At 69.7% G+C, this 14,861-nt stretch carries 13 protein-coding genes; 7 read left to right on the top strand and 6 right to left on the bottom strand.

Annotated features, from left to right (window positions below):
• Window positions 1-132: 132 nt before the first annotated feature.
• The 4 genes from ABZ833_RS28885 (at window position 133) to ABZ833_RS28870 (ending at window position 4,627) form a co-directional block, all read left to right on the top strand.
• Complete coding sequence (locus tag ABZ833_RS28885) at window positions 133-2,679, top strand: sensor histidine kinase KdpD (protein ID WP_361052243.1); 2,547 nt, start codon at window positions 133-135, stop codon at window positions 2,677-2,679.
• A gap of 44 nt (window positions 2,680-2,723) precedes the next feature.
• Window positions 2,724-3,407, top strand: a complete 684-nt coding sequence (locus tag ABZ833_RS28880) for a response regulator (RefSeq protein WP_361052421.1) — start codon at window positions 2,724-2,726, stop codon at window positions 3,405-3,407.
• An 89-nt stretch (window positions 3,408-3,496) separates the two neighbouring features.
• Window positions 3,497-3,895, top strand: a complete 399-nt coding sequence (locus ABZ833_RS28875; protein ID WP_249587256.1) for an OB-fold nucleic acid binding domain-containing protein — start codon at window positions 3,497-3,499, stop codon at window positions 3,893-3,895.
• 3 nt (window positions 3,896-3,898) lie between these two features.
• Window positions 3,899-4,627 carry a DUF3159 domain-containing protein gene (locus ABZ833_RS28870; RefSeq protein ID WP_361052239.1) on the top strand — a complete coding sequence of 243 codons (729 nt, stop codon included), beginning with the start codon at window positions 3,899-3,901 and terminating at the stop codon, window positions 4,625-4,627.
• Window positions 4,628-4,701: 74 nt separating this feature from the next.
• On the opposite strand, the gene ABZ833_RS28865 is transcribed toward ABZ833_RS28870, so the two are convergent.
• The 4 genes from ABZ833_RS28865 to ABZ833_RS28850 all read right to left on the bottom strand — a co-directional run bounded on the left by ABZ833_RS28865 (window position 4,702) and on the right by ABZ833_RS28850 (window position 6,756).
• Window positions 4,702-5,379: a TrkA family potassium uptake protein gene (locus ABZ833_RS28865; RefSeq protein WP_361052236.1), complete on the bottom strand. Its 678-nt coding sequence runs from the start codon at window positions 5,377-5,379 to the stop codon at window positions 4,702-4,704.
• Entirely contained in the window at window positions 5,379-6,047 is a 669-nt protein-coding gene (locus tag ABZ833_RS28860; protein ID WP_160507676.1) for a TrkA family potassium uptake protein, read from the bottom strand. Before ABZ833_RS28860 ends, ABZ833_RS28865 begins: the two co-directional genes overlap by 1 nt.
• Before the next feature lie 140 nt (window positions 6,048-6,187).
• Complete coding sequence (locus ABZ833_RS28855; protein WP_249587253.1) at window positions 6,188-6,427, bottom strand: hypothetical protein; 240 nt, start codon at window positions 6,425-6,427, stop codon at window positions 6,188-6,190.
• Entirely contained in the window at window positions 6,427-6,756 is a 330-nt protein-coding gene (locus ABZ833_RS28850) for a winged helix-turn-helix domain-containing protein (protein WP_249587252.1), read from the bottom strand. The genes ABZ833_RS28855 and ABZ833_RS28850 overlap by 1 nt, the downstream gene beginning before the upstream one ends.
• Window positions 6,757-6,959: 203 nt before the next feature.
• On the opposite strand from ABZ833_RS28850, the gene ABZ833_RS28845 reads away from it, so the two are divergent.
• The 3 genes from ABZ833_RS28845 (at window position 6,960) to ABZ833_RS28835 (ending at window position 12,873) form a co-directional block, all read left to right on the top strand.
• Window positions 6,960-9,248, top strand: a complete 2,289-nt coding sequence (locus ABZ833_RS28845; RefSeq protein ID WP_361052232.1) for an MMPL family transporter — start codon at window positions 6,960-6,962, stop codon at window positions 9,246-9,248.
• Between the two features lie 61 nt (window positions 9,249-9,309).
• Window positions 9,310-11,370 carry an APC family permease gene (locus ABZ833_RS28840; protein WP_361052230.1) on the top strand — a complete coding sequence of 687 codons (2,061 nt, stop codon included), beginning with the start codon at window positions 9,310-9,312 and terminating at the stop codon, window positions 11,368-11,370.
• A gap of 135 nt (window positions 11,371-11,505) precedes the next feature.
• Window positions 11,506-12,873 carry a class I SAM-dependent RNA methyltransferase gene (locus ABZ833_RS28835; protein ID WP_361052227.1) on the top strand — a complete coding sequence of 456 codons (1,368 nt, stop codon included), beginning with the start codon at window positions 11,506-11,508 and terminating at the stop codon, window positions 12,871-12,873.
• Window positions 12,874-12,919: 46 nt separating this feature from the next.
• Here ABZ833_RS28835 and ABZ833_RS28830 read toward each other — a convergent pair whose 3' ends face one another.
• A complete protein-coding gene (locus tag ABZ833_RS28830) occupies window positions 12,920-13,891 on the bottom strand; it encodes a fumarylacetoacetate hydrolase family protein (RefSeq protein ID WP_361052224.1) in 972 nt (323 codons plus the stop codon).
• 28 nt (window positions 13,892-13,919) lie between these two features.
• A complete protein-coding gene (locus ABZ833_RS28825) occupies window positions 13,920-14,858 on the bottom strand; it encodes a VOC family protein (RefSeq protein ID WP_361052221.1) in 939 nt (312 codons plus the stop codon).
• Window positions 14,859-14,861 lie beyond the last annotated feature (3 nt).

Here is a 14,861-nt window from a genome sequence, read left to right as displayed (position 1 = left end):
CCGCCCCGTCGACCGGCCCCATCAGGGTTGCGTCAAAGAGCGCCCGCCCGCGCACCCTCGTCCGATTTGCGGGAATTGTTGGCCGTAAGGTCGACGCTGCGTACAGAGCAGTTTCGGGAAGACAATGGGGCCATGGCACGCGGCAAGCTTCGGATATACCTCGGTTCGGCACCGGGCGTCGGCAAGACGTACGCGATGCTGTCCGAGGCGCACCGTCGCATCGAGCGCGGCACCGACTGCGTCGTTGCCTTCGTGGAGCACCACAACAGGCCGCGCACCGAGGTGATGCTGCACGGCCTGGAGCAGGTGCCCCGCAAGGACCTGGACTACCGCGGCACCCTGTTCACCGAGATGGACGTCGACGCCGTCCTGGAGCGGGCGCCCGCCGTCGCCCTGGTGGACGAACTGGCGCACACCAATGTCCCCGGCTCCCGCAACGCCAAGCGCTGGCGGGACGTCGAGGAACTCCTCGCCGCCGGCATCGACGTCGTGTCGACCGTGAACATCCAGCACCTGGAGTCCCTGGGCGACGTCGTCGAGTCGATCACCGGCGTGCGCCAGCGCGAGACCCTGCCGGACGAAGTGGTGCGGCGCGCGGACCAGATCGAGCTCGTCGACATGTCGCCCCAGGCGCTGCGCCGCCGCATGGCGCACGGCAACATCTACAAGTCCGACCGGGTGGACGCGGCCCTGTCCAACTACTTCCGGCCGGGCAACCTCACCGCCCTGCGCGAGCTCGCGCTGCTCTGGGTCGCCGACCGGGTCGACGAATACCTCCAGCAGTACCGCGGCGAGCACGACATCCGCTCCACCTGGCAGGCCCGCGAGCGCATCGCCGTCGGCCTCACCGGCGGCCCCGAGGGCCGCACGCTCATCCGCCGCGCGTCCCGGATGGCCGCCAAGGGCTCCGGCAGCGAGATCCTCGCCGTCTACATCGCCCGCAGCGACGGCCTGACCGCGGCGTCCCCCAAGGAACTCGCCGTCCAGCGCACCCTCGTGGAAGACCTGGGCGGCACCTTCCACCACGTCATCGGCGACGACATACCGGCGGCCCTGCTCGACTTCGCCCGCGGCGTCAACGCCACCCAGATCGTCCTCGGCTCCTCGCGCCGCAAGACGTGGCAGTACATCTTCGGACCCGGAGTCGGCGCGACGGTCGCCCGCGACTCGGGCCCCGACCTGGACGTCCACATCGTCACGCACGACGAGGTCGCCAAGGGCCGCGGGCTGCCCGTGGCGCGCGGGGCACGGCTCGGGCGGTCCCGGAGCATCTGGGGCTGGCTGGTGGGCGTCGGCGGCCCGGCGCTCCTGACGCTGCTCCTGACCCACGTCGACGCGGACCTGGGCCTCGCCAACGACATGCTCCTGTTCCTGACGCTCACCGTCGCCGCCGCACTGCTCGGCGGTCTCCTTCCTGCCCTGGCGTCGGCGGCCTTCGGCTCGCTGCTCCTGAACTACTACTTCACGCCACCGCAGCACCTGTGGACGATCTCCGACTCCAAGAACATCGTCGCGATCATCGTCTTCGTGGGCGTCGCGATCTCCGTCGCCTCCGTGGTGGACCTCGCCGCCCGCCGCACCCACCAGGCCGCCCGGCTGCGCGCGGAGTCGGAAATACTCTCCTTCCTCGCGGGCAGCGTGCTGCGCGGCGAGACCAGCCTGGACGCCCTCCTGGAACGCGTGCGCGAGACCTTCAGCATGGACTCCGTGGCCCTCCTGGAGCGTGAGAGCGACGTCGCCCCCTGGACCTGCGCAGGGCGGGTCGGCGAGGGCCGCACCATCGAACGCCCCGAGGACGCGGACGTGGACATGCCGGTCGGCGACCACATGGCGCTCGCCCTGTCCGGCCGGGTCCTGCCCGCCGAGGACCGCAGGGTGCTCGCCGCGTTCGCCGCCCAGGCCGCCGTGGTCCTTGACCGCCAGCGACTCCAGGGCGAGGCGCAGCAGGCCCGCACCCTCGCCGAGGGCAACCGCATCCGCACCGCGCTGCTCGCCGCCGTCAGCCATGACCTGCGTACGCCGCTCGCGGGCATCAAGGCGGCCGTCTCGTCCCTGCGCTCCGACGACGTGTCCTGGTCCGAGGAGGACCAGGCCGAGCTCCTCGAAGGCATCGAGGACGGCGCCGACCGCCTTGACCACCTGGTCGGCAACCTCCTGGACATGTCCCGGCTGCAGACCGGCACCGTCAGCCCGCTGATCCGTGAGATCGACCTCGACGAGGTCGTCCCGATGGCGCTCGGCGGCGTCCCCGACGGCAGCGCGGACCTCGACATCCCCGAGACGCTGCCCATGGTCACCGTCGACAAGGGCCTCCTGGAGCGGGCGGTCGCCAACATCGTCGAGAACGCGGTCAAGTACAGCCCCGGCGCCGAACCGGTCCTGGTCTCCGCGAGCACGCTCGGCGACCGCGTCGAACTGCGCGTCGTGGACCGCGGCCCGGGTGTCCCGGAAGCGGCCAAGGACCGCATCTTCGAGCCTTTTCAGCGCTACGGTGACGCTCCGCGCGGCGCGGGCGTGGGCCTGGGCCTCGCGGTCGCACGCGGCTTCGTCGAGTCCATGGGCGGCACGCTCGAGGCGGAGGACACCCCCGGAGGCGGCCTCACCATGGTCCTCACCCTGCGGGCGGCGGCAGGCACACCGCCGGTCGTGCCTGATCTCTCCGCCCAGGCCACCTCATGACCGCCACCAGCGACAAGACCCAGAAGCCCGAAAGGCAGGTACAGATGACCCGGGTGCTCGTGGTCGACGACGAGCCGCAGATCGTACGCGCCCTCGTGATCAACCTGAAGGCGCGCAAGTACGACGTGGACGCGGCCCCGGACGGAGCCACCGCGCTCCAGCTCGCCGCCGCCCGCCACCCCGACGTGATCGTGCTCGACCTCGGTCTGCCCGACATGGACGGGGTCGAGGTCATCAGGGGCCTGCGCGGCTGGACGCGCGTACCGATCCTGGTGCTCTCCGCGCGGCACAGCTCGGACGAGAAGGTCGAGGCGCTCGACGCGGGCGCCGACGACTACGTCACCAAGCCGTTCGGCATGGACGAGCTCCTGGCCCGGCTCCGTGCCTCCATCCGCAGGGCGGAGCCCACCGGAGCGGGCGAGGACGACGTGATGGTGGACACGGAGGACTTCACGGTCGACCTGGCCGCCAAGAAGGTCAACCGCAACGGACGCGACGTACGCCTGACGCCCACCGAGTGGCATCTGCTCGAAGTCCTGGTGCGCAACACCGGCCGCCTGGTCAGCCAGAAGCAGCTGCTCCAGGAGGTCTGGGGCCCTTCGTACGGTACGGAGACGAACTACCTGCGCGTCTACATGGCACAGCTGCGCCGCAAGCTGGAGGCGGACCCGGCGCATCCGCGGCACTTCATCACCGAGCCTGGAATGGGTTACAGGTTCGAGCGATGAGTCAAGGGTCGGGTCGGGGCTGAGCGGGCATAAGCACAGATGAGCGCACCCATTGCGGCGCTGTCGGCGACCCCCGGTACGCTTCCTGTATGAGTGCTGTTCCTGGTTCCGAGAAGCCGGCAGGCCGCTTCCGGCGCATGCTCGACCGGCTGTCCTCCTCCCAGGAGGATCTGGAGTCGGAAGAGCTGCGCGAGGACGCCGAAACGGCCGGGTGCACCCGCATCGGAGACTGCCACGACCGCCAGATAGTCACGGTTACTGGTACCTTGCGCACGGTCACCCTGCGGCCACGCGCCGGGGTCCCCGCCCTGGAGGCGGAGCTGTTCGACGGCTCCGCGGCACTGGACGTGGTGTGGCTCGGCAGGCGCTCCATCGTGGGGATAGAGCCGGGGCGCAGGCTGATCGCGTCCGGCAGGGTCTCGATGAGCAGGGGCCGCCGGGTGCTCTTCAACCCGAAATACGAACTCAGACCCCTCGGACGGGAGTAGCCGGTGACGTCCCTCGACAAGCCGACGGACCAGGGAACCACGGATCAGGACGACGATTCCAGGGCCGTGACCGAGGCCGCGCTCTTCGAGGCCTTCGGCGGCGTTCGGGGCATGGTGGAGACCGTCGTCCCCGGACTCCTCTTCGTGACCATCTTCACGATCAACAAGGACCTGCACATGTCGGCCATCGCGGCCCTCGCGGTGTCCCTGGTGCTCGTGGTGGTCCGCCTGGTCATGAAGGGCACCGTCAAGCACGCCTTCAGCGGCGTCTTCGGTGTCGCCTTCGGTGTGGTCTTCGCGATGATGACCGGCAACGCCAAGGACTTCTATCTGCCGGGCATGCTCTACACCCTGGGCCTCGCCCTCGCCTACATCATCACGGCCATCGCGGGGGTCCCGCTGATCGGCCTGATCCTCGGCCCGGTCTTCAAGGAGAACCTCTCCTGGCGGACCCGCAACCCAGGCCGCAAGAAGGCGTACACGAAGGCCAGTTGGGCCTGGGGCCTGATCCTGCTCGCCAAGTGCGCGATCCTCTTCCCGCTCTACTGGTGGGGCGACACGACGCAGTTCGGCTGGGTCCTGATCGCCCTGAAGATCCCGCCGTTCCTGCTCGCCGTCTGGCTGACCTGGGTCTTCCTCGCGAAGGCCCCGCCGCCGATCGACGTCTTCGCCGAGATGGAAGCGGCGGAGCAGGCGGAGAAGGACCGCGAGGCGGAACGCCGCAACGCCTGAGCGAAGTGACAACACATGGGGGGCGCCCGGAATCTACCGGGCGCCCCCCAGTCACATACAAGCCAGTGCGGCGACTAGCTCGCCGTCTCTTCCTTGCGCACCGACAGCAGGTCCTCCAGCTGCTCCTCGCGGGCCTGGGCGGCCACGAAGAGGAGCTCGTCGCCCGCCTCCAGGGAGTCGTCCGCGGTCGGCGCGAGAACGCGCGTGCCGCGGATGATCGTCACGAGCGAGGTGTCCTCGGGCCACTGGACGTCGCCGACCTGCGTGCCCGCAAGGGCCGACTCGGGCGGCAGGGTCAGCTCGACGAGGTTGGCGTCGCCGTGGCTGAAGCGGAGCAGCCGGACGAGATCGCCGACGCTGACCGCCTCCTCGACGAGCGCGGACATCAGACGCGGGGTCGAGACCGCGACGTCGACACCCCAGGACTCGTTGAAGAGCCACTCGTTCTTGGGGTTGTTCACGCGGGCGACGACCCGGGGGACGCCGTACTCGGTCTTGGCGAGCAGCGAGACGACGAGGTTGACCTTGTCGTCACCGGTCGCGGCGATCACCACGTTGCAGCGCTGGAGCGCCGCCTCGTCGAGCGAGGTGATCTCGCAGGCGTCGGCGAGCAGCCACTCGGCCTGCGGGACGCGCTCGACCGAGATGGCCGTCGGCGCCTTGTCGATGAGCAGAATCTCGTGCCCGTTCTCCAGGAGCTCACCGGCGATGGAACGACCCACCGCGCCTGCTCCGGCAATGGCGACCCTCATCAGTGACCGCCTTCCTCGGGGCCTTCGGCGAACGCCGCTTCGACCTTCTCGACCTCGTCCGTGCGCATCATCACGTGCACCAGGTCGCCCTCCTGGAGCACCGTCTGGGAGGTCGGCAGGACCGCCTCGCCCAGCCGGGTGAGGAAGGCCACGCGGACGCCGGTCTCCTCCTGGAGCTCACTGATCTTGTGGCCGATCCAGGACGCGGACGCGTGCACCTCGGCGAGCTGCACGCCGCCGGTGGGGTCGCGCCACAGCGGCTCGGCCCCGGAGGGCAGCAGCCTGCGCAGCATCTGGTCGGCGGTCCAGCGGACCGTGGCGACGGTGGGGATGCCCAGGCGCTGGTAGACCTCGGCGCGACGCGGGTCGTAGATACGGGCCGCGACGTTCTCGATGCCGAACATCTCGCGGGCCACCCGGGCGGCGATGATGTTCGAGTTGTCGCCGCTGCTCACCGCGGCGAAGGCGCCCGCCTCCTCGATGCCGGCCTCGCGCAGGGTGTCCTGGTCGAAGCCGATACCGGTGACACGGCGGCCGCCGAAGCCGGAGCCCAGACGGCGGAAGGCGGTGGGGTCCTGGTCGATCACGGCGACCGTGTGCCCCTGTTGTTCCAGGGTCTGCGCGAGAGCGGATCCGACTCTCCCGCAGCCCATGATGACGATGTGCACGCCCGTCCTTCCGGCTGTGTCAATACTTTTTGCTCAGGCTGAACGGTAAAAGCGTCTCAGACCGACGCCCAAGCTACACACGCGCGGTCCGCGGAGGGCACCCCTGTGCACCTGCCGGTGCTCACGGGATCGGGCCGGACTCAGTCCACGCTGCGCAGCAGGCCCTCGACGGTCTTGAGCCGGTGACCCAGCTCGACGAGCTGCAACCGGGTCGACTCCTGCTCGGACCTGGCGCGCTCGACGACCTCGCGGTAGTGGTCCATCGCCTCGGCGTACTGGCGGTCGCGCTCGCGGTTGCGCTGCGACTGGAAGTAGGCCACCGACACGACCGCGCCGGCGAGTATCAGGAAGAAGGCGACCGGGATGATCACGTCGTCCATTAAGACCCCTCTGATGAGTGCTGTCCGACCTCGTCCGACGCGTCCTGCCGGACGGCCGCGAGGATCGTGTCCACGTTCAATCGCACGTCGAACGGCGCCAGTTCGAAGTACTTGAGCGCCTTGCCGTCGTCGGAGAGCTCCAGGCGGCCGACGACGAGACCGGCCTTCTCCAGACGTTCGAGGTGCATGTAGAGCAGGGGCCGGGAGACACCGAGCCGCCGCGCCAGTTCGCTGACGTACAGCTGCCCCGGGGCGAGCTCGGTGATGATCCGGATCCGCTGGGCATGGCCCACCGCGGAGAGGAAGGCGAGCAGCTCTTCGCTGTCCATGGCCCGCCTTCTCGCTGGTCCCGAAACCTGTCAGCCAAGACTTACGCATGACGGGATCCACTGTCAATCCGCACCCGCGTCCGCACCCGAGCCACGTCCGCGCAGCCCCGAATGACAGTTGACGGCTCATTCCTTCACCTGTCAGTCTCCACTTACACATGAAGGACTCAAGGCTGGAAAGCCGTGAAGGGGCGGGGATGGTCATGAGGAAGCGATCGGTCACGGTGCGCGTGGCCCGATGGAGCGCGCTGCATCCAGGGCGCGCGATCGTCGGGTGGCTGGTGTTCGTGGTGCTCTGCCTGGGGGGCGGCATCGCCGCCGGCATGAACAGCGCGACGTCGGAGGACTTCCGCGTCGGGGAGGCGGGCCGCGCCGAGGCCCTGGCGACCGAGGGCGGTGTGCAGCTGCGGTCCACGGAACAGGTGCTGATCCGCGCCGAGTCGGGGCCGCTCGACGAGAGGGCCGCCGACGCCGCCGTCAAGGACATCACCGCCCGGATGAAGTCGCTGCCCGAGGTCGCGTCGGTGGCGGCGCCGGTCGAATCGGCCGACGGACGGGTCCTGCGGGTCCAGGTGGAGCTGAACGGCTCCGAGCAGGAGGACCAGGAGGCGGTGCCCCCGGTCCAGGCCCAGACCGAGGCGGCCGCGAAGGCCCACCCGGACCTGGTCATCGAGGAGACCGGTGACGCCTCCGTGAGCAAGGGCGTCGATGACCAGCGCGACAAGGACCTGCAGTTCTCCGAGGCGATCACGCTGCCCGTCACGCTGATCACGCTCGCGCTGGTCTTCGGCTCGGTGATCATGGTCGGCGTACCGCTGCTGCTCGCCGTCACCTCGATCATGGCGACCATGGGCCTGGCGATGCTGGCCTCGCACCTGCTGCCCGACACCGGCGTCGGGATGAGCATGATCCTGCTCATCGGCATGGCCGTCGGAGTCGACTACACGCTCTTCTATCTCAAGCGCGAACGTGAGGAGCGGGCCCGCGCGGGCGGCCGCCTCACCCCCGAGGCCCTGGTCGAGGCCGCCGCCGCGACGGCGGGCCGCGCCATCGTGGTCTCCGGACTCGCCGTGATCGTCTCCACCACCGCGCTCTTCCTGGCCCGCGACGTCATCTTCGACTCCCTCGCCACCGGCACCATCCTGGTGGTCGCCGTCGCCGTGGTCAGCTCGGTGACGGTGCTGCCCGCGCTCCTGGTCAAGCTCGGCCGGCGTACGGAGCGCCGCGCCGCCAAGCGGATCGCGCAGGGCAAGCCGGTCCGCGTGGCGTACGGCGAGAAGAAGCCGGGCCGCGCGTGGAACGCCCTGCTCGCGCCCGCCCGCAAGCATCCCGCGCTCACCCTGTGCCTGTCGGTCCTCGTCATGCTGGGGCTCGCGCTGCCCGCACTGAACATGAACCTCAAGAACCCGGCGCGGGACAGCTTCTCGCGCGACATCGAGGCGATGAAGGGGTACGACAGGCTGCTCGAAGCCTTCCCGGAGCAGCGCGTCCGGCACCTCGTCGTGGTGCGGGCCGAGGCCTCGCAGGCCGGTGAGGTGCGCGAGGCCCTGACGGCTCTGGACCGCAGGGCGAAGGCCGACCCGCTCTTCTCGCACCCCTCCGGGGCTCCGCTCCTGCGCGCCTCGAAGGACCGGCGGACCACCGCCCTGGAGCTGAACGCCCCGCACCCGACGTACTCGAAGAAGGCCGAGGACTCGCTCGATCACCTGCGCCACGACCATCTCCCCTCGACCGTCGGCAAGCTGCCCGGCGTCGAGACGGCCGTCACCGGCGAGGTGCCGCGCGGCACCGACTACGTGGAGCACCAGAACCAGAAGCTGCCGCTCGTCCTCGGCTTCCTGCTCCTGATGACCTTCGCCATGACGGTCCTCGCGTTCCGCTCCGTCGTCCTCGGACTGCTCGGCATCGTGCTCAACCTGCTCTCCGCCGCGTCCGCACTCGGGCTGCTCGTCCTGGTCTTCCAGGGCAAGTGGGCCGAGGAACTGCTCTCGTTCATCTCGCTCGACGGGATCTCCTCGCGGGTGCCGCTCTTTCTCTTCGTGATCCTCTTCGGGCTCTCGATGGACTACCAGGTGTTCGTGGTCAGCCGGATCCGGGAGGCCGCGCTGAACGGCGTACCCACCCGACAGGCCGTCATCCAGGGCATCAGCTCGTCGGCCAAGGTCGTCACCAGCGCGGCGATCGTCATGGTCACCGTCTTCGCGAGCTTCGTGATGCTGCACATCCTGGAGATGAAGCAGATGGGCTTCGTCCTCGCGGCGGCCGTCCTGCTCGACGCGTTCGTGATCCGCATCATGATCCTGCCCGCGGCGCTGCTGCTGCTCGGGCGTGCCACCTGGTGGCCGTCCCGCGCGATCCTGCGCGCCGAGGAGCGGGCGGCCGAGCGGTACGGACGGCATGGGGCGGGGGAGGTGCCAGAAGCACCGGAGGCCACCGATGAGCGTCCGCTTTCCGGGCATTGGGCGGAGCCGGGGGCGGCGCGTCGTGCCTAACCGGAGCAGTTAGGGGGTGGTGGGTGGGCGGGCACCCATTCGAACGCTTACGATCCTCTGCGTGTCCAAACTGACCGACGTGCCCAAACGGATCCTCATCGGGCGCGCACTGCGCAGCGACCGGCTCGGAGAAACCCTCCTGCCGAAGCGCATCGCTCTACCCGTGTTCGCGTCCGACCCGCTCTCCTCCGTGGCCTATGCACCGGGGGAAGTGCTCCTCGTCCTCTCGATCGCGGGTGTGTCGGCGTACCACTTCAGCCCCTGGATCGCTGTCGCGGTCGTCGTGCTGATGTTCACCGTCGTCGCGTCGTACCGGCAGAACGTGCACGCCTACCCGAGTGGTGGTGGCGACTACGAGGTCGCCAACACCAACCTCGGCCCCAAGGCCGGACTCACCGTCGCGAGCGCGCTGCTCGTCGACTACGTCCTGACCGTGGCCGTGTCGATCTCATCGGGCATCGAGAACCTCGGCTCGGCGATCCCGTTCGTCGTCGAGCACAAGGTGCTCTGCGCCGTCGCCGTCATCGTGCTTCTTACGGTGATGAACCTGCGCGGAGTGAAGGAGTCCGGGAAGCTCTTCGCCATCCCGACGTACGTCTTCGTCGCCGGCGTCTTCATCATGATCGCCTGGGGTGCCTTCCGGGGCATCGTCCTCGACGAGACGATGAAGGCGCCCACCGCGGACTACGAGATCAAGCCGGAGCACGGGGGCCTCGCGGGCTTCGCCCTGGTCTTCCTGCTCCTACGGGCCTTCTCCTCGGGATGTGCCGCGCTCACCGGCGTCGAGGCGATCAGCAACGGCGTCCCGGCCTTCCGCAAGCCCAAGAGCAAGAACGCGGCGAGCACCCTGGCCCTGATGGGCGCCCTGGCCGTCACCATGTTCTGCGGCATCATCGCGCTGGCCATGATGACCAAGGTCCGCATGGCCGAGTATCCGGGCAAGGACCTGTTCCACAACGGCGTCCCGGTCGGTTCCGACTACGTCCAGAACCCGGTGATCTCCCAGGTCGCCGAGGCCGTCTTCGGCAACGGCAGCTTCCTCTTCATCGTGCTCGCCGCGGCCACCGCGCTGGTCCTCTTCCTCGCGGCCAACACGGCGTACAACGGCTTCCCGCTGCTCGGCTCGATCCTCGCGCAGGACCGCTACCTGCCGCGCCAGCTGCACACCCGCGGCGACCGGCTCGCCTTCTCCAACGGCATCGTGCTGCTCGCGGGCGCCGCGGCCCTGCTCGTCGTCATCTACGGCGCGGACTCGACCCGCCTGATCCAGCTCTACATCGTCGGCGTCTTCGTCTCCTTCACGCTCAGCCAGATCGGCATGGTCCGGCACTGGAACCGCCATCTGCGCAAGGAGAAGGACCAGGCCAAGCGGCGCCACATGATCCGCTCGCGGGCGATCAACACCTTCGGCGCCTTCTTCACGGGCATGGTCCTGGTCGTCGTACTCGTCACGAAGTTCACGCACGGCGCGTGGGTCGCGCTGCTCGGCATGTGCATCTTCTACGCGACGATGTCCGCGATCCGCCGTCACTACGACCGCGTCGCCGAGGAGATCGCCGCCCCGGACACCCCGTCCGAGGACACCGTGCGCCCGTCGCGCGTGCACTCCATCGTCCTGGTCTCCAAGATCCACCGCCCGACGCTGCGCGCCCTGGCCTACGCCAAGCTGATGCGCTCGGACACGCTCGAAGCGCTGAGCATCAACGTCGACCCGGCGGAGACCAAGGCCCTCAGGGCCGAATGGGAGCGGCGCGGCATCACCGTGCCGCTGAAGATCCTCGACTCGCCCTACCGCGAGATCACGCGGCCGATCATCGAGTACGTCAAGGGGCTCCGCAAGGAGAGCCCGCGCGACGTGGTCAGCGTGATCATCCCGGAGTACGTGGTGGGCCACTGGTACGAGCACCTGCTGCACAACCAGAGCGCCCTCAGGCTCAAGGGCCGTCTGCTCTTCACGCCGGGCGTGATGGTCACGTCGGTCCCCTACCAGCTGGACTCCTCCGAGGCCGCGAAGAAGCGGGCCCGGAGGCGGTCGGAGTGGAACGCGCCGGGTGCGGTGCGGCGGGGCCCGGTGGAGAAGCGCGCGAAGGAGCCGAGCAACGGCGGCGGCAAGAAGTCCTGACTCCTGCTTACGCCTGTTGGTTCCTGCCGACCCGGTGGTTGGCGAGCGGCCGGACAACACCCACGTAGACTGGTGGGCTGTTGTCCGGCCGTTTCTTTCGGCCGATCCCCTTTTACGTTGTGGAGTCACCCCGCCATGCAGGCAGAACCGAAGAAATCGCAGGCGGGGAACTCGAAGGAGAGCTCGCAGGAGACCTCCCTCGTCGGGCAGGAGTACGAGGTCGAGGTCGGCCCCGTCGCGCACGGCGGCCACTGCGTCGCCCGCACAGCGGAGGGCCGCGTCCTTTTCGTCCGCCACACGCTCCCCGGCGAGAAGGTCATCGCACGCGTGACGGACGGCGACGAGGACAGCCGCTTCCTGCGCGCGGACGCGGTGACCGTCCTCGAACCGTCGAAGGACCGCGTCGACGCCCCGTGCCCCTACGCGGGCCCCGGCCGCTGCGGCGGCTGCGACTGGCAGCACGCGAAGCCGGGCGCGCAGCGCCGCCTCAAGGGCGAGGTCATCACCGAGCAGCTGGCGCGCCTCGCGGGCCTGACCCCCGAGGAGGCGGGCTGGGACGGCACGGTCGTGCCGGCCGAGGGCGACAAGCTGCCGTCCGGCGAGGTCCCTGCCTGGCGCACGCGCGTCCAGTACGCGGTGGACCCCGACGGCAACGCGGGCCTGCGGCGCCACCGCTCGCACGAGGTGGAGCCCGTCGAGCACTGCATGATCGCGGCTCCCGGCATCTCGGAGCTCGGCATCGAGAAGCACGACTGGTCCGGCATGGAGTCCGTCGAGGCGATCGCGGCATCGGGCTCCCAGGACCGCCAGGTCATCCTGGAGCCGAAGCCGGGCGCGCGCCTCCCGCTGGTCGAGCTGGACAAGCCCGTCTCGGTCCTGCGCATCGCCGAACAGGACGGCGGCGTCCACCGCGTGCACGGCCGCCCGTTCGTCCGCGAGCGCGCCGACGGCCGCACGTACCGCGTGGGCAACGGCGGCTTCTGGCAGGTCCACCCGAAGGCGGCCGAGACCCTCATGCTCGCCGTCATGCAGGGCCTGACGCCCCGCAAGGGCGACACGGCCCTCGACCTCTACTGCGGCGTGGGTCTGTTCGCGGGCGCGATCGCCGACCGGGTCGGTGACAAGGGCGCGGTCCTCGGCATCGAGTCGGGCAAGCGAGCGGTGGAGGACGCCCGCCACAACCTCGCCGCCTTCGACCGGGTCCGCATCGAACAGGGCAAGGTCGAGGCCGCCCTGCCGCGCACCGGCATCACCGAGGTCGACCTGATCGTCCTCGACCCGCCGCGCGCGGGCGCGGGCAAGCAGACGGTGAAGCACCTGACGAAGCTGGGGGCGCGGAGGATCGCGTACGTGGCGTGCGATCCGGCTGCGCTGGCGCGGGACCTGGGGTACTTCCGGGACGGCGGATACCGGGTGCGGTCGCTGCGGGCGTTCGATCTGTTCCCGATGACGCATCACGTGGAGTGCGTGGCGATTCTGGAGCCTGCCTCAAAGGGTGCCTGACCTGCTGTTTCGTCGACCGGGATGACCGCGACCTTCCCGAGTGGCCTCAGGGCCGTTCCCGGGAGCGGCGCCGGCCGGTGGGCAGGGCGACCGGCGCGGCGCCGGCGACCACGGTGTTGGAGATCGTGCCGATGCCTTCGACGGTGAGGGTGACGGAGTCGCCGGGGCCGAGGGGCGGTGGGGTCTGTTCGCCGCGCAGGCCCCACAGTTCGGCGAGGCAGCCGCCGTGGCCGCAGGTGCCGGAGCCCAGGACGTCGCCGGGGACGACGCGGGTGCCGCGCGAGGCGTAGGCGACCATCTCCTCGAAGGTCCAGCTCATGTTGGAGAGCAGGTCCTTGCCCACCGTCTCGCCGTTGACCTCGGCGGTCAGGGCCAGGCGCAGGAAGCCGTCCGGGGCGCGGTACGGCTCCAGTTCGTCGGCCGTGACCAGGTACGGGCCGAGGGTGGTGGCGGTGTCCTTGCCCTTGCAGGGGCCGAGGCCGACCTTCATCTCGGCCGACTGGAGGTCGCGGGCCGACCAGTCGTTGAAGACGGTGTAGCCGATGATGTGGTCGCGGGCCTGTCCTGGCGTGAGGTCGCTGCCCTCGCGGCCGATGACGGCGGCGACTTCGAGTTCGTAGTCGAGGGCGGTCGAGCCGGGCGGCATCGGGATGTCGTCGCCCGGTCCGTAGATCGCGTGCGGGTTGGTGAAGTAGAAGGTGGGCGCCGCGTACCACTGCTCGGGCACACCGCTGACGCCGTCCACGGAGCGGCGGACGCCCTCCACGTGTTCCTCGAACGCGACGAAGTCCCGTACGGAGGAAGGCTGGAGCGGGGGCAGCAGCCGCACCCGGGAGACATGCGGACCGGGCGGTACGTCGAGCGCGGCGGCGCCCGCGTCGAGCAGGGCGGGCAGGCCGCCGCCGGAGCGCACCAGGTCGGTGAGTGACGTGGCGCCGGGCAGCGGGAAGAGGGTGCCGTCCGCCTCGACGACTGCGACGCGGGTGCGGTGCTGGTGTGCGTAAGTGGCGAATCGCATGGGCGCTCCCCGGAGCTTGGGGTGGGGGTCAGACCGGCGGGGCGATGAAGACGCCGCGGTCGGGGTCGTTGAACGACTCTTTGGCGACCAGTTCGTTCATGGGGTTGGCCGTGCCCCACTGGTCGGTGACCTCGGGCTGCGAGAAGTCGTAGACGTGGGGGTGCCAGGTGTCCTCGTCGAGCAGCTCCAACTCCGTCGTGTATTCGACGGTGTTGCCGTGCGGGTCCAGGAAGTACGTGAAGGTGTTGTCGCCCGCCATGTGCCGTCCGGGCCCCCAGATCTTCTGGAATCCGGCGCGCATGACGCGGCCCGAGCCGCGCATGTACTCGTCGATGCCGCGCATCTCGAAGGAGACGTGGTGCAGGGCGGTGTGCGGGCCCTGGGCGATGGCCATGGAGTGGTGCTGGTTGCTGATCCGCATGAAGTGCATGACCTCGCCCATGTGCGGGGAGCTGAGCGTGTCCGAAAGGGCGAAGCCCAGGTGGCGTTCGTACCACTGCCTTGTCCGGTTCAGGTCCGGGGAGTTGAGGACCACGTGCGACAGTTTGACCGGGATCGCCTCCTTCTCCTCGATCTTGCGGTGCTGCCGTACCTCGACGTCGGCGGAGACCTCGATGGTGCGGCCGTCGACGTCGAAGAAGCGGAAGCCGTAGCCGCCGCCGGGGGTGTCGACCGCGCCCGGTTCGGATATCAACCGCACCTCACCAGCCGCCAGTTGAGCGGCCAGTGTGTCCACGTCCGCGCGCGATGCCGCGCCGTACGAGACGAGGTCGAGGCGCTTGTCGTCCGCCTTGCGCAGGCGCACCACGTACTGTTCGGGCGATCCCTCTGCGGCCAGGAAAGAGATGCCGGAGTCCTCGGCGACCTTGGTCAGGCCCCAGACGCCGGAGTAGAAATCGAGCTGCTTGTCGTAGTCGGGCACGGCGAGGTCGACGTGCCGGAGGTGGGTGAGCAGGCGTCCGCTCATGGG

Source organism: Streptomyces sp. NPDC047525, from assembly GCF_040643025.1.
GTDB classification, from domain to species: Bacteria; Actinomycetota; Actinomycetes; order Streptomycetales; family Streptomycetaceae; genus Streptomyces; species Streptomyces durmitorensis.
The sequence above is the reverse complement of the archived record's forward strand: the minus strand, read 5'-3'. Positions and strand labels throughout refer to the sequence as shown.